Genomic DNA, 16,339 nt, shown 5'->3' with positions numbered 1-16,339 from the left:
AAGATGTTCTTCAATACCCTATTTACGGTGCAATTCTTGTAACCGACCACACTGTTGTCGCATACCGTCAAAAACACATTCCGCAAGCGCTGGTGGGAATGACTCAGGCAGCAATGCAGATACACGTTCAATAACCTCAGGTGTCCTGGAGATAATATCATCCATCATGGCTTCAACCTGTCGCCTGCCCAAACCGGTTAATTCACCCTGATTGACCCAATGCCGCCGTTGAATTCTGTACAGATGGTAATAATTACTGCTACCGCGAACGGCCATTGCCAGCGTGCACGTTTGCCAGGAAATCTGGTTATTACGTGGGCCAACGACCGGCCATGCCGATAAAACATCATAAAGCGGTGTAAGGTGATAGCGGCCTTGTGGCTCAATCGCGATACTGAAATTTTTGGCATGTCCATCAGTTGCCGCTATCAGCCAGAAAATAATTTGCGCCCTGAAAAACCGCGCTTTGTCCTGCTCCGCCTGCTCCGAATGACTCAGTATTTCCATAATATCGGAAATCCCTGGCCCCCCATCAGACTGGTATTTTCGTAGCGGGGAAACCCCCAGAGCCTGACACATATCCTCTTGTGGCAAGCGAATGATCCATTGCCGATCGCTTGACCATCTTCTGTCAAAACGCTCAACAACCAATACTTTCTGATCTTCAAACTGCGCAATCTGTGTTTTTGCGACAGGAATTCCATATTCCTTAAGGATCAAAGAACATAGCCATTCATTTTCAACCGACGTACTCATATCCGCTTGCCTATTACCCACTAGCCCGAGTGGTAACTTGAAAATATGCGTCGTAGGGGTACTCCCTTCTGGCAAGCACCATTGTCCTTCATGCCAGAGTAAAGCCGTTTTTTCCTGCGCACCGGCAATCGATAAACGCACATCGTCAGCATCATCCTGCCGACCTGGCAACAATGACGCTGTTGTATTACGCAATATAGCGGCGATTTCAGCTTCAGAAAGCGGGCGATAATTCACGGAAAAGAGATCTGCGGGCTCCTCATTACCATTCAGTAACTGTATTGCGCCAACACAGTCTCTCCCCAGCTCAGCCAACAGATCAAAGGGCTCAAGGCTATCAGCCTGGTAACGCGTTGCTAACCGCCTGCGTATACCTTCGCTGTCAGGCAATAAATTATCAAAATAGTCGCGTACCACATTGCCGCGCCACATCTGATTACCGGGGGTGAAAAGCAAAGAAAGCGATAAAGGTCTTCCTTGTTCATCAGCGATCCATTCGGGAAGGTATTGCAACCTATCTTCGCCTCGGATCTTTTCCCAGAATCCCACTTGGATTCCATTCATCCATATTGCTAAACGCTGTTGTGTTCGAGGCATAGTGTCACCATTTTTCCCGTCTGGCGGGTGAGTCTATTGGCTTTTCTGACTCTTCCATCGTTGGGAATGACAGAGATAAATGTACGTTTGGTCCAGAAGACAGCACCATCTCAACCCCCAGAACGGTGAGCACTTTAAACAAGCGCTCGATACTGGCACTGCCAGGATTTGCTTCCAAGCGGGCATAGGTTTGCTGTGTGACACCTAACCGTTCAGACACGTCTTTTTGCGTCAGCCCCTTCGCCTTACGAAAGCCAATCAGCAATGGGCGCAACTGATTCAAGGTTTTTAACGGATAAACTGTATTCATAAGGCACTTACCCTTATTTAGATGCTGATACATACTATAGGCTGTTTTTGCATAATACACCCTATAAGCTGTAAGAATAAAATACAGCATATAAGCTGTAAAGTGAGAAAACAGCTTATAGATTGTAAAAAGATAAGATTCTAATGATGGAAAACAATCTGGCGGAAACGATACTTGGGAACTACGAGCCGCAGGAAAACCATCCACATAAGAACAATGAGCGCCAGCCCCTCCAAAAAAGGGGCTGGCGCGGCGCTTAATGCATAGGCTTTCGATACAAGATACGCCCGTATTTCTATCGATTATGCTTGCTTCAGTCTGGCGATAAACGCCTGCATATCAAAGTGATTAACAACACGCCCTGCATCAATATCAGCAAATCCCTGTAAGACCCTCTGATAACGGCACCAGATGTTCAGAGCGCATCTTTGCGCCGCGCTGCGAATGCTTCACGCCGGGAATGGCTTCACGTTCAGCCGGTATCGTCCACATGGCGCGTTTAAAATCGATTTCCGGCCAGCGGGCAAAACGTAGCTCGCTGGAGCGGATAAAAACGCACAGCGTGAGTTTTAAGGCCAGTCTGGTTAACGCCCGCCCTTTGTGGCGTTCTATCCGTGCCAGAAAATCCGGCAGTTTATTCAGTTTCAGGGCTGGCCGATGGGTGGCCTTGGGCGCGGCTATCGCGCCGGAAAGGTCTTGCGCGGGGTTACGCTCTATCAGATCGTTCTGCACCGCATAACGCATAATATCGGTGACGCGCTGACGCAGCCGTGATGCCAAATCAAGATGACCGTTCTGTTCGACGACTTTCAGCGGCTCCAGCAGGTCTTTGGTTTTCAGGTCGGCAATATGGCGATGCCCGATAGCAGGCAGCAGATTTCGTTCCATATCGCGCCATACCCGTCCTGCATGCGTTTCTGACCACCGATTTTGGCTAATGTTTCGGTGCCAGTCCTGCGCGACCTTCGCAAAAGTATTCAACGCCTCTTGCGCCTGCTCTTTTTCTTCTTCGCGCTTTTCCGTTGGGTGAATGCCCTCCAACAGCAGCAATCGTATCTCATCGCGCTTCTATCTGGCCTTCGCCAGAGAGACTAGCGGATAGGCACCGAACGCAATCCGGCTTTCCTTACCTTCAAAGCGGTACTTGAGATACCAGCACTTAGAGCCGTTAGGACTCACCAAAAGATACAGGCCGTGCGCATCCGCGAGCTTATAGGCTTTCTCGCGGGGCTTGGCGGTGCGGGCAACAACGTCGGTCAGCGCCATAATTTGGGGGTCAACGCATAATCGAAGTGAATTGCCCCCCAAATCAGCTGGATGTCAATGGACGAAAAAAGACCACTGTGGATAAAACAGACAAAATCGCAGCGAGAGGAATGAAATTAAAATCGTTATTTTACAGATAGATATGGACGTTACTGGACGATTATGGACATAAAAAAAGCCACCCTAAGGTGACTTGATTTTCATACGATGGTGCGAAGGCCGGACTCGCAACTAAATTTAATACATTGATTAATAGCTACTTAAAATAAACAAATGGATTTAATGACCACCATATTGACCCCTTTTATACAATAAGGGTTTTAAAACCATACTAATGATAGAAATAATGAATGAGCTATTTTTCCACATAAAATACTTGAATAACACTGCCATTTAATTATTTAATATTGTCTATAAAATAAAAACCATTTAGCTATAATTAAAAAACCACTAAGATAACTTGATAATTTTATCACCTATGAGGTTCTCAGGGATATTGATATCATTGCAAACAATTAACAACTCAGTACCGATACGCTTCTTTGCGGCACTATAATTCAAATAGAATTCATACATATTATTTATTTTATAAATTTCTTTTATTTTCAATGCATTATCATAAGTTAATATCCAAGGAACTCTAATAGATGAGATAACTTTAGATAAAGCGGCATGATCATTTTCATTGTAAAAATTCGTATATAAACTAGCCCCCTTCTCAAAATATGGAGGATCTATATACATGAAAAAATCATTTCCGCTGCGATCATCTATTTTTTTTATAAAATCTACTGCATCCTCGTTATAAATTTTTATAGAATCTTTATGTTTTTTTATTTTTACTATTTTTTTTATTAAATCATCTTTATTAAATCTACAGTTCAGCTTGTAATCACCTTCTTGTTTTAGCCCGCCAATTACACCAGCTTTTAAAATAATTCCAGATCTATTCGTCCTATTGAGGAAAAATGATGAGAATCCTAAATCTAGTACATTAGCGCTATTCTTATTATTTTGAATATTTCTTTGTTTATACCATTCATCAATAGTTATCTCGGTATTTTCTATTCTATCTATAAACGCTTCTGTATCATTAAGAATAGAATGCCAGATAGCCCAAATTGAACGATCTAGATCATTCAAATGAATCTCTTCAGCAAACCCACCAAAAAGAAGAGCTAGCGCAAGCCCACCACCACCAGCATATGGCTCGGCATATTTACATTTATTTAGTGAATTATTCTGGATTATATTTGAAACCATCGGATAGATGGCTGTTTTACCTCCAGGGTAGCGAAGAGGGGAATAAGTTACTGGCATAGCTCACCTAAAAATAACATGTACTTTTTGTATTATACAATATTATTCGTAATAAAAACCACTATTTATATATTCTTTGGCTTAGATTGATGTTCAACACAAATTGTAACTAATGGTTTTGCAATTAACCAAACTGATTTTAGCATATCCCTATCTGGTAGGGTATATTCACCATGCGCATAACGATTCAATGAGTCTAAAGAATTCCAGTTAGCACTATCTTTAGATATAAATCTTGTTAAGTCGGCCAGATAAGCCTTATTAGTAAACCATACATCTCTCTTCACGAGAGCATTAATGTTATCAGAAAGATTTTTAACTCTTCCATTACCGTTCAGACACTGATCTTTTTTCCCATGAATTTCAAAAATTCTTACTACTGATATTTCAACAATTGAACGTAACAATAAAGCAGCCGCATTTTTATACGTATCAATAAGCATGCCTTGTGCTTCTTGAATCAATATATCTAACTTATCGCTTCCAGTAATATAATTAACTCCCTTGGGTATTAAGGTTTCCTTAGGTTTTCTTCGAGGCTTACTAATCTCAACATCATCCGATGAGACCTTCGTATTACTATTATCTGGAGTAAAATCCACACTTCCATCATGTATTCCTACAGGTATCTTCTCCATCTCGCTTTCAATATAAGAATCTATTTGCTTACTTGTATTTAACTTACGAGAATCAATTTTCTTTGTAACAATATCAATTACAAACTGTCTCAGCAATGCGTTGAAATACGATTTAGAAGTATCTGTTCTTAATCTATTTTCTTCGATTCTAAAACCTGTTTTTTCTTTAAATATTTTTGAATTAACCAACCTAGATATAGTACTAATATTAAATTTTGACATTAACGCTTTATCTTCAATATCAGTAGGTAACTCTAGCTCTGTAAAATATCTCTCTAAAAGGTACTCTTGGACTGAATCTTGTATTTCTATAACTTTAACATTAAATCTTTCTGCAATATCCTGAATTGACTCACCACTGTCAATACCAATACTAGCAATAAATTTATTTTTTTGCTGTCTACTCCACTGAAGCTTTCCTTCTGCATGTAATTCAAAAAGAACATTTTCAACGGCTCTTCTTGATGGAGCAACAAATACATCTATTTTTTCTATCAAATCGGAGCCTAGACGATTTTTATATAATTCGATTTTTCGTCGTTTAGCTGGTGAAGGAACTAATTCTGGATCAATCAAACATTTCAGCGCAGATACTCGGCGGTTTCCTTCTACCACTACGTAGTTTTCACCCTCTTTAACTACATATATAGGATCGTGTGATATAAACCCCTTTTCTACAATTTTATGTGCAAGCCTTTCAATTCGTTCATTTTGGAATAAATAATTTAGTATATCTTTTGTTGTTCTAATTGTAATGTAACTTGGAATTCTTGGATTTTCTTTGTCAAGTCGTAAATTTGATACAGATAACGACAATCGTGGCCAAGAACTATAATCTATTCTACTCATAAAACTCCCTATTTTGTTTATAATTAGCAAGATCAGTATAATTCATTTTTGACACCAATATGATACTACCAAAGCTGTATATAGCTTAAAAGCCAGCATGGCAGGATAATTAAAAAACATCAAACCAATACCTTCAAACCATGCTTCTGCACCACGGTAAGCAGTTTTAGCGATAACCCGCTAGGGCGTTTTACGCCGCTTTCCCATTTTTGTACCGTTGAAACACTGGTATTCAGGTAGCTGGCGAAAACAGGCTGGCTGACGTTCAGCTTTTCACGTAACGCCTTAATCTCAATAGGTTGAAGATCGTCCACGCTGTTGAGGCACGCTTTGTCAAAGTTGCGCATGGTTTCCTGAGGGATAGCGTCGACACTGAATAATCCAGAAGCCGCGCTGTGAATAGCCTCAAATGCAGGACTCTTGAATTTACTTTTTGCGGTCATGACAAATCTCCACCAGTTCTTTACTCTTAATCAGTACCGTAATTTTTTCATCGGCAAGGGTTGCATAGTGCTTCGCTAATTCGCGGAATCCGGCCAGTTCGCGATTATCGATATTTGCCATATCCTGCTTGGCAAACAGGAACGTGTAAAACCAATGCTGCCCACCTTTTGCCAGTATGATGGCGCGATCGCGATTCTGGTTCAGCCGCTTCTTATAAACGCCGCCGCCGAGATCGTCAGCTTTCCCTTGCATTACCGCCTCAATAGCTTCACACAACTCGCTATCCTTGATGGCGTGGGATTTAGCCGCCCTAGTGAACCATTTGGTTTTGAATACACGCATCAGGCAGACATCCTGCAACCTTAACTATAGCACTTGGTGCTAGATTACTCTTTTTTCTGGCAGAGTCAAAGCGCTTGAAGTCTGCAAAACTTTGTCGTATTTTTGACCGTGAAAACCTGCTGTCGATGACAGCCACCAATGTTTCCAGTATCGGGATGATACGAGTGACCTGTGAGAAGCGCCTTCGGGTGGTCACACTGCCAAAGTCATAAGGAATGGAGCGTGGTCTGAGACTGACGCCTTCGGGCGACCACACGACACTTTTACTCTTCCATCGCCTGAAAGGAAGGGAGCGTGATTAAGAAGCGCGGTAAATCTGCCATCCTTTGAAAGCAGATGTCGTCAGGTAGTTTGAACGCCGCTACGAGCGTGACGATGAAGGTTCCGCTAAACTTTACTTCAAGCCCAACATTGTTGTGGGCTTACTATACCCAGCCAGAGAGCGGCTTCCATACCGTAGGAGACTGGCCGTAGCTGCAACGTTTATCGTTGTGGTGGTTTCACTTCATAAGCGGCTTAAACAGCGCTTATCCTCGTAAGTTCGCGTTTTCACGCGACTTCGATTTTACTCGTCTCAATGATTTGCGTCTGCGCGTGTGAACGTGCAGGCTGCGCGTTGCTATGCCGTCAGGCATCTGCTACGCGCCTGCCGGCAACGTCTGCACCGGCGTCACTTTTTCCGTGTCAACGGATGAAAGTGACGCCGCAGCCGAAGACCCTATCAGCCCCTGAGACATGCACCTCAACCGCCGCGTCATGAATCTGACACACCCGTTTGTGCCGGACTGATCGCTTTTTTTTACAGGAGATTGAACCGATACCGAGGCAGGCCTAACGGCCTGAGAGGAAATCCTGCAACCGCAGGCGGCCGCACCGAGTGCATCACCGACACCTCCCAAGACCTCAACTGCTGTCCGCTCTGGCGCACAGGTATCGTTCAAGGCAGGTCAATTGCGATTGTTTCTGCCCTTTCCCATGCGCCAGAGAAAAGCATCCAGTTGAATTATGAGAGGTAAGTTGCATGAGTAAATTAAGTCGTGAAATGACCACGCTGGCGAAACAGGCTGGCGGGAGCTACAAGACGGTTCATGATCGTATCCGCATCATGGACAGGCTGTGCCGTCACCTGCTGGCGCTGAATATTCAGGTGCGTGACGTTCAGTATCTCAAGGCCAGACATATCGAAAGTTATGTCGCCGAACGCCTGTCACAGCAGATTGCCCTTCGTACCCTGCACAACGAAATGGCAGCGTTGCGCACAGTGTTTAAGCAGGGAGGACGGGAAAAGCTCGCCGCGTCCGACCGCCTGACCAATAACGCGCTGGGGCTGAGTGGGGCAAGCCGTGCCGGGACAAAATTCGCCATTCCGGACGAACGTTATCAGGCCGTTCTGCTTGCAGCGCAACAGCGTGATAAAGGGTTGGCCTGCGCACTTCAGCTTGCCCGATTGCTGGGGCTGCGTTCTCAGGAAGCGGTGCAATGCGCCAGTTCACTGAAAACGTGGGAAAAGCAGCTTGAGCGCCATCAACAGACGCTGACCGTGGTGTTTGGTACTAAAGGCGGCAGGCCGCGCGAAACCCGGATTATCGATCGCGAAGCGATTCAACGGGCAGTAAACGAGGCGCTAAAGGTGGCCAAGGCGCGTAACGGCAGATTGATCGATAAACCCGACCTGAAAACCGCCATGAACTTCTGGCGCACGCGGACCACCCGCTTAGGGCTGACCGGCCACTACTCCCCACACAGCCTGCGCTACGCATGGGCGCAGGATGCCATGCGTTATTATCTGTCACAGGGTTTTTCCCGCAGTGAAGCCAGAGCACTAACCTCTATGGATCTCGGCCACGGTGATGGTCGGGGGCGCTATGTCGAGCGGGTTTACACCCGGAAGGAGGATTGAACATGACGGATAACACGTTGATTCGTTTATCGGGTGTGATGAAAAAAACCGGCCTCAGGAAATCATGGATTTACCTGCTGATGAAGCAGGGGGAATTTCCTCAGACGGTCAAAATCGGCGCTCGCTCGGTAGCGTGGGTGGAAAGTGAGGTGAATGACTGGATCGCGGCGCGTATCAGCCAGCGCGGGGAGGTTAAACCATGATGCATTGTTATTTTTTTCTGGCGGGCAATTTACGATATACTGCTGATGCTGCGGCAAAATCCGCAGCCGGAATTGGCGTTCCGACACTTACCACGTTGCCTAAAAGACACGGATTTATTACGTGTCTTTTATTAGGCGATGCCTGCGCATACCTGTCAATGGTGGCTCAGGCGGGGGCTCCGCAAGGAGCGCCGGGCTACGTGGTAACCGGTTACGCCAACCCCGTCTGGGCTACCACCATAGAGGTTGGCGTCTCAGGTGGTAGTGATACCCTGCTTACCACGGAGGCTGCCTTATGGCTACGATCCTTCCCTTTCTCTACCCGCAATCTTTCTTTTTTTCTGCGGGGGTACATCATGTATGACCCCACTCCCCTGACGTTAGAAGAACTCGTTGATCACTGTCGGGCACTGGCCTACGCCATCATTGAACTCGACAACGCACTCGCGAAAGAGCTGCTGATCTTTATCCTGTGGGAACGTCTGAACCAGTTGAATGACGCACTGCAAGCGGAGGTGGCTGACGATGAGTAAGTTCGTTTCAGACATTACCGCACAGTCGCGCCACCGCTGGCGTGCCATTCTGTCCGCGCTGGCTATTCCGGTGCCTTCCGGCGGTAAACATGGCGCTTGTCCTGCCTGCGGTGGCAAAGATCGCTTCCGCTTTGACGACAAAGAAGGACGGGGAACGTGGTTTTGCAATCAGTGCGGTCATGGCGATGGCCTTGATCTGGTCTCACGGGTGAAAAACTGCGACCTGTCAGACGCCGCAAAACAGGTGGCCGCGCTGACGATCCCCGCCTCAACCGCGCCAGCCAGGGAAAAAGCCGCTGAGCGCCCGCCGCTGGCCGACAAAATCAAGCAGATGCTGACCCATTCAAGGAACGGCGAGAGCGCCTACCTGAAAGCCAAAGGGTTCTCTATCGTCCATGCCCGCCTGACCGCGCAGCAAAAAATGCGCATTGGCGGCGTGCTGTTTGATGAGGGAAGCCTGCTGCTGAAGCTGCATCGTGTTTCCGGTGAACTAATTGGCGCACAGTTGATTAACGACGACGGAGAAAAGCGCCTGCTGCCGGGTTCACAGTTGAAAGGCGCTTTCATCGCGGTGCATTACCCGAAAGAGCCGGACACCATCGTGATCACCGAAGGGTATGCCACCGGCCTGACCATCAGCCAGATCACTACGGCGGCGGTGGTTGCGGCGGTGTCGGCCAATAACCTGATGAATGTTGCACAAGCCCTGCGTGGCTGGTATCCCAATGCCACTATCATTCTGGCGGGCGATCATGACCTGCATGCCGATGGTTCAACCAATATCGGTAAAGAGCAGGCTGAAAAAGCCGCGCTTGCGGTGGACGGCTGGGTATCGTTACCGCCCACCACAACGCTCTGTGACTGGGATGATTACCGTCAGCAATATGGTCTTGAGGCCACTAAATCCGCGTTCAATAAACAACGTTATCAGCCTGACACGATGTATACCCCGTTAGTGCGCACCGATTCTGCTACACCGGCTTTCAACACCGCATTACCCCTGCGCAGAGGCTCTGACGGTTTTGATACGCGGCAGGACTACCTGATTAAAGGCTATCTGCCGAGTTCCTCCGTCGCCAGCGCTTACGGTGCCAGCGGTTCGTATAAGTCGTTTCTGGCGGTATCGTGGGGATGCCACATCGCCACCGGAAAACCGTGGGCAGGCAAGCCGGTGACACAGGGGGCGGTGATTTATGTCGTTGGTGAAGGCGGGATCGGCGTTCCCCGCCGTATCCGGGCATGGGAGCAGACGCTTAACGGCGGTAGCCCGATCGATGCACTGTATCGTGTCGATTGCCCGATTTTTCCGGCCAGCCCAGAGAGCGTGCAGCAGGTGATACGTGCCGCCCGCGATGTGAAAGTCGCCTCCGGTATGCCGGTTCGCCTGATTATTCTGGATACGCTCGCCCGCTGTTTTGGCGGTTCGGATGAGAACGCGGCTAAAGATATGGGCGCATTTATTCAGGGATGTGACGCGATTAAAGCGGCAACACAGGCCACGGTGCTGATTATCCATCATTCCGGTAAAGATCAGGATAAAGGAGCACGCGGCTCCAGCGCCTTCCGTGCCGCGCTGGACGTGGAATTTAACGTCCGGCGTGAAGGTGAAGGCGGCGCGTTGATCCTCAGTTGCACCAAGATGAAGGATGCGGAAGAACCGCCGCGTCGCGCCTATGACCTGAATGCCGTTGATCTGTACGTAGATGATGATGGCGATCAGATCACTTCGCTGGTGCTGAACGATGAAGGCCGCGAAGTCAGAGAAGATGAGGCTGCCAGCGATCCCGATTTAGTCGGTATCCCACGGCTGACGGAAAACCATTTTGCCCTCTGGCAGGCTATTCGCTCTCGCACGGCCAACGGCGAAGGCTGCACCCGTTCATTGGTGCGTGACGATATGCGGGCAATGGGCTTTGATGTGAACAAGAAGTTCACCCGCTGGCTGGACAAGCTGGAAAAGGATGGTCTGATCGCCTTTGACGGGGAACGGATCACGCCGCTATCGCAACGGAATAAGGTGGGGGATTAAACGGGGGAAAGTGGGGGCGAACGGATAATGAGCCTCTCTATCCGGCATTTTCCCCCACTTCCCACGCATATATAGGCGCGAAGTGGGGGAATGACTTAACTCAATAATAAATAAACATTTTTAACAAAGTGGTGAAAATCAGGTGGGGGAAGGCGTGATCCCTGAGTAAGTGGGGGAAAGGTGGGGGATGCCTGCTAATCGCTTACTCTGCCTTACCCCTTTTTCTTCTTGCCTTTCGATCTCGCAATACCCCTGACTCATCAAAATAACGGCTTGGCCAAATTTCCGCAGGATGCACATTCAACGCCGTAGCCACAAGCCATTCTCCTTTCGGCCACGGGCGGGAAAACACATTGGCGAGCGTTGAGGAACTTAGCCCTGCCGAACGTGATAGTGCCGACAATGTAGTCCCTTTTTTTCGTAATGCCGCAATAACATCTGCCTGATGCCAGTCGTTATGTGGTGTCATCACCTTCCCCATTGATATTTCAAGTAAACAGACAAACTAAATACTAAGTATTACTTAGTATATTTTCAAGACGCACAGATGAGAATCGCGGCAAGTCAGTCAGAGATCGGGATTCTCATGCTACCTCATCGTTTAAAAGCCGCACGCTTAAAGGCTGGCCTGTCACAGGAACGCTTAGGTATTCTTGCAGGAATTGATGAAGCGACGGCCAGCGCTCGCATGAATCAATATGAGCGCGGTATTCACACGCCGGATTTTGAGCTGGCCTGCCGCTTAGCATCGGTGCTGCACGTCCCGGCTTGCTATTTCTATACGGTAGAAGACGATCTGGCAGAAATGATACTTGGGTATTATGAACAGCAGGAAAAATCATCTACATAAGAAAAATGAGTGCCAGCCCCTCCCAAAAAAGGGGCTGGTGCGGAGCTTAATGCATAGGCTTTAGATACAGGATACGCCCCGTATTTCTATCGATTATGCTTTCTTCAATCTGGTGATGAACGCCTGCATATCAGCGTGATTCACAACACGCCCTGCATCAACATCGGCAAGCCCCTGTAAGACTTTCTGATGACGTTGTTCTGCCTTCTCAATCAGAGCAGTGAGCGCTCCCGCTAGTTTTTTCGTTGTTTTCATCGTTAACTCACGAATGAATCAGATCTTTTTAAACTCATACGGCACCACATACTCTTTCCGATTGGCATCCAGATAATCTGCCCACCATTGCAGCATTAGCCTGCGCTCATCCAGATGTTCCGCTTTGTGGATATAGGCAGCACGAACGCCGTTGCGTTCCTGATGACTCATCTGGCGCTCCACCGCATCCCGTGACCACTGACCGGATTCTACCAGTGCGCTACAGGCCATGGTGCGGAAGCCGTGTCCGCACACTTCGGTAGTGGTGTCATAGCCCATGGTTCGTAATGCGTTGTTGACGGTGTTTTCACTCATCGGTTTAGTTGGCCGACGATCGCCGGGGAAGATCAGTTCATGAGCACCGCTGATGGCCTTAATCTCTTCCAGCAGCGCTAAAGCCTGTCGGGATAACGGCACCAGATGTTCAGAGCGCATCTTTGCGCCGCGCTGCGAATGCTTCACGCCGGGAATGGCTTCACGTTCAGCCGGTATCGTCCACATGGCACGTTTAAAATCGATTTCCGGCCAGCGGGCAAAGCGTAGCTCACTGGAGCGGATAAAAACGCACAGCGTGAGTTTTAAGGCCAGTCTGGTTAACGCCCGCCCTTTGTGGCGTTCTATCCGTGCCAGAAAATCCGGCAGTTTATTCAGTTTCAGGGCTGGCCGATGGGTAGCTTTTGGCGCGGCTATCGCACCGGAGAGATCGTGCGCGGGATTACGCTCTATCAGATCGTTTTGCACCGCATAACGCATAATATCGGTGACGCGCTGGCGCAGCCGTGACGCCAAATCAAGATGACCGTTCTGTTCGACGACTTTCAGCGGCTCCAGCAGGTCTTTAGTTTTCAGGTCGGCAATATGGCGATGCCCGATAGCAGGCAGCAGATTTCGTTCCATATCACGCCATACCCGTCCGGCGTGTGTTTCTGACCACCTGTTTTGGCTAATGTTCCGGTGCCAGTCCTGCGCGACCTTCGCAAAAGTATTCAACGCCTCTTGCGCCTGCTCTTTTTCTTCTTCACGCTTTTCCGTTGGGTGAATGCCCTCCAACAGCAGCAATCGCACCTCGTCACGCTTCTCTCTGGCCTTTGCCAGCGAGACTAGCGGATAGGCACCGAACGCAATCCGGCTTTCCTTACCTTCAAAGCGGTACTTGAGATACCAGCGCTTAGAGCCGTTAGGACTCACCAAAAGATACAGGCCGTGCGCGTCCGCGAGCTTATAGGCTTTCTCGCGGGGCTTGGCGGTACGGGCAACAACGTCGGTCAGCGCCATAATTTGGGGGTCAACTCATAATCGAAGTGAATTGACCCTTATCTTGACCCCCAAATCATCTGGATGTCAATGGACGGGAAAAGACCACTGTGGATAAAATAGACAAAATTGCAGAGTGTGGAATTAAATTAAAATCGTTATTTTACAGATAGATATGGACATTACTGGACGATTACGGACATAAAAAAAGCCACCCTGAGGTGACTTAATTTTCATACGATGGTGCCGAAGGCCGGACTCGAACCGGCACGTATTTCTACGGTTGATTTTGAATCAACTGCGTCTACCGATTTCGCCACTTCGGCACTGAAGAGGTATGCGGAAAACGAGGTGCATTATACCGTTTGATCTTGATGACACAAGATTAATCCGCATTCTGGCGCATCGAATGCTGAAAAAAACAGCGCCAGTTCATTTTTACCCCACTTCTAACATAGCGCTGGTCACAAGATAAGCTTAACGCCGCTTTAATAGCAGCAATAGACTAATAACCATAAACAGCAGGCTAGGCACTAATGCTCCCAATATTGGCGGCAAGCCATAGACCAGGCTGAGGGGGCGAAAAATTTCATTTAGTAAATAGAAGAAGAAGCCGAAGCTGATACCAATTACAATTCGCGAACCCGCCGAGACGCTGCGTAGCGGGCCGAAGATGAAAGAGACAGCCATAAGCATCATCACCGCAACCGACACCGGGGCAAAAATTTTACTCCACATGTTCAGTTCATAACGGCTCGCTTCTTGTCCGCTTTGCTTCAAGTACTTGGCGTACTCATGCAGCCCTCTGATCGACAGTGCGTCAGGTTCCAATGCCACCACGCCAAGCTTGTCGGGTGTCAGATTAGTTTTCCATTCCCCGCTGAGCGTTTGGCTACCGCCAATCTGTTTGCCATCGCGCAAGTCAGATTCATCCACCTGCGAAAGTTTCCAGACGTTCCTATCCTCCTCAAAATCTGCGGAAGCCGCATAGCGAACAGAGAGCAATTTGTTTCGATCGTCAAAGTGGTAGATATTGACACCAGATAGCGTTTTATCGCCGACCACGCGTTCAATGTAAATAAAGTCATTGCCGTCTTTTGCCCACAGCCCGCCCTGCGTGGAGATCATCGATCCACCGGAAATCATCTGAGAACGGTAATTACGCGCAATCTGTTCCCCTTGCGGAGAAACCCACTCGCCAATCGCCATCGTTAGCAGCACGAGCGGAATTGCGGTTTTCATTACCGCGGCGGCGATCTGCAAGCGGGTAAAGCCGGATGCCTGCATTACGACCAATTCACTGCGGGTTGCAAGCTGCCCCAGTCCGAGTAGCGCGCCGAGCAACGTCGCCATGGGAAAGAAAATTTCAATATCTTTCGGTACGCTCAGCAGCGTATATAATCCAGCGCCGAGCGCCGAATACTCTCCCTGCCCGACTTTGCGTAGCTGGTCGACAAACTTGATGATGCCGGAAAGCGACACCAGCATGAACAGCGTCGCCATGATAGTGGTAAAAATCGTTTTACCGATATAACGGTCTAATACGCCAAACATTAGGCCGCTCCTTGTGTTTTAAGCATCCACGGGGCCAAGCGGGCACGCACTTTATGCATGGGTACCGTATCCCAAAGGTTAAGCATCACCGCGATGCCAAAGTACGTCAGGTTGGTCAGCCAAACCCATATCATGGGATCGATTTTTCCTTTGCTGGCATTAGATCGCAATGAGCTTTGCAGCAGGAAGAAGATCAGATAAAGCAGCATCGCAGGCACCATACTCAGTACCCGGCCCTGTCGTGGGTTCACCACACTCAACGGCACCACCATTAGCGCCATAATCAGCACCGAAACAATCAACGTTAAACGCCAGTGAAACTCGGCGCGCGCGTCGTGTGCGTCCGAGCGCCAGAGAGCCTGCATACCCATTTGCTGCACATCGCTGTTGTTTAGCGTCACGGTCTGGTGGCCGATCACCGCCCGATAGTTAGTGAAATTCGTGATACGGAAATCGCGCAAAAGCGCCGTGCCCTCGTAACGGGAACCGTTATCCAGCGTCACGACTTGCGTTCCGTCTGCATTTTGCGTGATATGACCACGATCGGCGACGACGACCGAAGGTCTGGCGTTACCGCTCGGACGTAACTGCGCCAGGAAGACATGCTCGAACTCCGTCCCCTTAACATTGCCAACAAACAATACCGCGTTGCCGCCCTGAGCCGATTGGAATTGCCCTTCTACCAGGGCGGCCATACTGGGATTCGCCTTCGCTTCCGCGAGGACTTCTTCCTGATGCCGAGATGACCACGGGCTGAGCCATGTGACATTGACGGTGGCGATAACCGCAGTAAACAGCGCCAGAATCAACGCGGCCTTCAGCAACACGCGCTTACCCAACCCACAGGCGTGCATAACGGTGATCTCGCTTTCCGAATAGAGGCGGCCAAACGTTATCAATACGCCGAGGAATAGGCTGAGCGGCAGAATAAGTTGCACCATCTCCGGCACACCTAGCCCTAATAGAGAAATAACCAGATTTGTTGGGATTTCACCATCCACGGCGGCACCCAATATCCGCACTAATTTCTGGCAAAAGAAAATCAGTAACAGGATAAAAAGGATGGCCAGTTGGCTTTTAACGGTTTCTCGAACCAGATATCGAATAATGATCACGCTTAATTACGCCTGTGAAAACTTGTCTTTTTGCAGGAAAGTCGATAGTTTCATCGCTAACGCGCCATTTATACTCATTTTTGCTAGCGCACTTGGCTAAAACGGTATTACAACACACTACGTT

General features: G+C 48.4%; 16 protein-coding genes, 1 tRNA gene and 2 pseudogenes. 6 read left to right on the top strand and 13 right to left on the bottom strand.

From position 1 onward, the window contains the following. Positions 1 to 18: 18 nt before the first annotated feature. The 7 genes and pseudogenes from RFN81_RS02725 to RFN81_RS02695 form a co-directional block, all read right to left on the bottom strand. Positions 19 to 1,353: a type II toxin-antitoxin system HipA family toxin gene (locus RFN81_RS02725; RefSeq protein WP_264497675.1), complete on the bottom strand. Its 1,335-nt coding sequence runs from the start codon at positions 1,351 to 1,353 to the stop codon at positions 19 to 21. 4 nt (positions 1,354 to 1,357) lie between these two features. Continuing rightward, positions 1,358 to 1,663: a helix-turn-helix domain-containing protein gene (locus tag RFN81_RS02720; RefSeq protein WP_264497674.1), complete on the bottom strand. Its 306-nt coding sequence runs from the start codon at positions 1,661 to 1,663 to the stop codon at positions 1,358 to 1,360. A gap of 396 nt (positions 1,664 to 2,059) precedes the next feature. Further along, positions 2,060 to 2,929, bottom strand: a pseudogene (locus tag RFN81_RS02715) (tyrosine-type recombinase/integrase); the annotation flags it as partial. A gap of 450 nt (positions 2,930 to 3,379) precedes the next feature. After that, positions 3,380 to 4,249, bottom strand: coding sequence for a DNA adenine methylase (locus RFN81_RS02710; protein WP_205947181.1), 870 nt, complete (start codon positions 4,247 to 4,249; stop codon positions 3,380 to 3,382). A 65-nt stretch (positions 4,250 to 4,314) separates the two neighbouring features. Next, a complete protein-coding gene (locus RFN81_RS02705; protein WP_256553918.1) occupies positions 4,315 to 5,736 on the bottom strand; it encodes a ParB N-terminal domain-containing protein in 1,422 nt (473 codons plus the stop codon). Positions 5,737 to 5,855: 119 nt separating this feature from the next. After that, the gene (locus tag RFN81_RS02700; protein WP_039304754.1) at positions 5,856 to 6,179 is read right to left on the bottom strand and encodes a helix-turn-helix domain-containing protein; all 324 of its coding nucleotides are present in this window, start codon (positions 6,177 to 6,179) and stop codon (positions 5,856 to 5,858) included. After that, complete coding sequence (locus RFN81_RS02695; RefSeq protein WP_264497673.1) at positions 6,163 to 6,522, bottom strand: type II toxin-antitoxin system RelE/ParE family toxin; 360 nt, start codon at positions 6,520 to 6,522, stop codon at positions 6,163 to 6,165. The genes RFN81_RS02700 and RFN81_RS02695 overlap by 17 nt, the downstream gene beginning before the upstream one ends. Positions 6,523 to 7,543: 1,021 nt before the next feature. On the opposite strand from RFN81_RS02695, the gene RFN81_RS02690 reads away from it, so the two are divergent. The 5 genes and pseudogenes from RFN81_RS02690 to RFN81_RS02670 all read left to right on the top strand — a co-directional run bounded on the left by RFN81_RS02690 (position 7,544) and on the right by RFN81_RS02670 (position 11,187). Continuing rightward, on the top strand, positions 7,544 to 8,422 hold the full coding sequence (locus RFN81_RS02690; protein ID WP_264497672.1) for an integrase domain-containing protein: 879 nt from the start codon (positions 7,544 to 7,546) through the stop codon (positions 8,420 to 8,422). 2 nt (positions 8,423 to 8,424) lie between these two features. After that, a complete protein-coding gene (locus tag RFN81_RS02685; RefSeq protein WP_005971237.1) occupies positions 8,425 to 8,625 on the top strand; it encodes a helix-turn-helix transcriptional regulator in 201 nt (66 codons plus the stop codon). Further along, on the top strand, positions 8,622 to 9,158 hold the full coding sequence (locus RFN81_RS02680) for an ash family protein (protein ID WP_039547926.1): 537 nt from the start codon (positions 8,622 to 8,624) through the stop codon (positions 9,156 to 9,158). The genes RFN81_RS02685 and RFN81_RS02680 overlap by 4 nt, the downstream gene beginning before the upstream one ends. Continuing rightward, positions 9,121 to 9,987 (top strand): annotated as a pseudogene (locus RFN81_RS02675) (primase-helicase zinc-binding domain-containing protein); the annotation flags it as partial. The gene RFN81_RS02680 and the pseudogene RFN81_RS02675, both read left to right, overlap by 38 nt. A 111-nt stretch (positions 9,988 to 10,098) precedes the next feature. Continuing rightward, positions 10,099 to 11,187 (top strand): helicase RepA family protein, encoded by a 1,089-nt coding sequence (locus RFN81_RS02670; RefSeq protein ID WP_264498856.1) that lies wholly within the window; start codon positions 10,099 to 10,101, stop codon positions 11,185 to 11,187. A gap of 202 nt (positions 11,188 to 11,389) precedes the next feature. Here the strand turns inward: RFN81_RS02670 and RFN81_RS02665 are convergent, their stop codons facing one another. Beyond that, positions 11,390 to 11,656: a helix-turn-helix domain-containing protein gene (locus RFN81_RS02665; protein WP_180778923.1), complete on the bottom strand. Its 267-nt coding sequence runs from the start codon at positions 11,654 to 11,656 to the stop codon at positions 11,390 to 11,392. A 117-nt stretch (positions 11,657 to 11,773) separates the two neighbouring features. Here RFN81_RS02665 and RFN81_RS02660 point away from each other — a divergent pair, with 117 nt between their 5' ends. After that, a complete protein-coding gene (locus tag RFN81_RS02660; RefSeq protein WP_039507757.1) occupies positions 11,774 to 12,037 on the top strand; it encodes a helix-turn-helix transcriptional regulator in 264 nt (87 codons plus the stop codon). A 93-nt stretch (positions 12,038 to 12,130) separates the two neighbouring features. On the opposite strand, the gene RFN81_RS02655 is transcribed toward RFN81_RS02660, so the two are convergent. The 5 genes from RFN81_RS02655 to lptF form a co-directional block, all read right to left on the bottom strand. After that, on the bottom strand, positions 12,131 to 12,292 hold the full coding sequence (locus tag RFN81_RS02655) for a CopG family transcriptional regulator (protein ID WP_264497671.1): 162 nt from the start codon (positions 12,290 to 12,292) through the stop codon (positions 12,131 to 12,133). 18 nt (positions 12,293 to 12,310) lie between these two features. Continuing rightward, entirely contained in the window at positions 12,311 to 13,567 is a 1,257-nt protein-coding gene (locus tag RFN81_RS02650) for a tyrosine-type recombinase/integrase (protein WP_264497670.1), read from the bottom strand. A gap of 220 nt (positions 13,568 to 13,787) precedes the next feature. Beyond that, a tRNA-Leu gene (locus tag RFN81_RS02645) sits at positions 13,788 to 13,872 on the bottom strand. 151 nt (positions 13,873 to 14,023) lie between these two features. Further along, entirely contained in the window at positions 14,024 to 15,100 is a 1,077-nt protein-coding gene (gene lptG / locus RFN81_RS02640; RefSeq protein WP_264497669.1) for an LPS export ABC transporter permease LptG, read from the bottom strand. Continuing rightward, positions 15,100 to 16,215, bottom strand: coding sequence for an LPS export ABC transporter permease LptF (lptF, locus tag RFN81_RS02635; protein WP_264497668.1), 1,116 nt, complete (start codon positions 16,213 to 16,215; stop codon positions 15,100 to 15,102). Before lptF ends, lptG begins: the two co-directional genes overlap by 1 nt. Positions 16,216 to 16,339 lie beyond the last annotated feature (124 nt).

Origin of the sequence: Pectobacterium cacticida (assembly GCF_036885195.1) — a bacterium.
Lineage (GTDB): Bacteria > Pseudomonadota > Gammaproteobacteria > Enterobacterales > Enterobacteriaceae > Pectobacterium > Pectobacterium cacticida.
This window is presented reverse-complemented; position numbering and strand designations above follow the sequence as displayed.

Excerpts from the sequence above, each read along its gene's own strand:
- RFN81_RS02680 (WP_039547926.1), top strand. The coding sequence starts at position 8,622 with ATGATGCATTGTTATTTTTTTCTGGCGGGCAATTTACGATATACTGCT.
- RFN81_RS02695 (WP_264497673.1), bottom strand. The coding sequence starts at position 6,522 with ATGCGTGTATTCAAAACCAAATGGTTCACTAGGGCGGCTAAATCCCAC.
- RFN81_RS02660 (WP_039507757.1), top strand. The coding sequence starts at position 11,774 with ATGCTACCTCATCGTTTAAAAGCCGCACGCTTAAAGGCTGGCCTGTCA.
- RFN81_RS02665 (WP_180778923.1), bottom strand. The coding sequence starts at position 11,656 with ATGACACCACATAACGACTGGCATCAGGCAGATGTTATTGCGGCATTA.
- RFN81_RS02650 (WP_264497670.1), bottom strand. The coding sequence starts at position 13,567 with ATGGCGCTGACCGACGTTGTTGCCCGTACCGCCAAGCCCCGCGAGAAA.
- RFN81_RS02725 (WP_264497675.1), bottom strand. The coding sequence starts at position 1,353 with ATGCCTCGAACACAACAGCGTTTAGCAATATGGATGAATGGAATCCAA.
- lptG (WP_264497669.1), bottom strand. The coding sequence starts at position 15,100 with ATGTTTGGCGTATTAGACCGTTATATCGGTAAAACGATTTTTACCACT.
- RFN81_RS02720 (WP_264497674.1), bottom strand. The coding sequence starts at position 1,663 with ATGAATACAGTTTATCCGTTAAAAACCTTGAATCAGTTGCGCCCATTG.
- RFN81_RS02670 (WP_264498856.1), top strand. The coding sequence starts at position 10,099 with ATGTATACCCCGTTAGTGCGCACCGATTCTGCTACACCGGCTTTCAAC.
- RFN81_RS02710 (WP_205947181.1), bottom strand. The coding sequence starts at position 4,249 with ATGCCAGTAACTTATTCCCCTCTTCGCTACCCTGGAGGTAAAACAGCC.
- RFN81_RS02700 (WP_039304754.1), bottom strand. The coding sequence starts at position 6,179 with ATGACCGCAAAAAGTAAATTCAAGAGTCCTGCATTTGAGGCTATTCAC.
- RFN81_RS02690 (WP_264497672.1), top strand. The coding sequence starts at position 7,544 with ATGAGTAAATTAAGTCGTGAAATGACCACGCTGGCGAAACAGGCTGGC.
- RFN81_RS02705 (WP_256553918.1), bottom strand. The coding sequence starts at position 5,736 with ATGAGTAGAATAGATTATAGTTCTTGGCCACGATTGTCGTTATCTGTA.
- RFN81_RS02655 (WP_264497671.1), bottom strand. The coding sequence starts at position 12,292 with ATGAAAACAACGAAAAAACTAGCGGGAGCGCTCACTGCTCTGATTGAG.
- RFN81_RS02685 (WP_005971237.1), top strand. The coding sequence starts at position 8,425 with ATGACGGATAACACGTTGATTCGTTTATCGGGTGTGATGAAAAAAACC.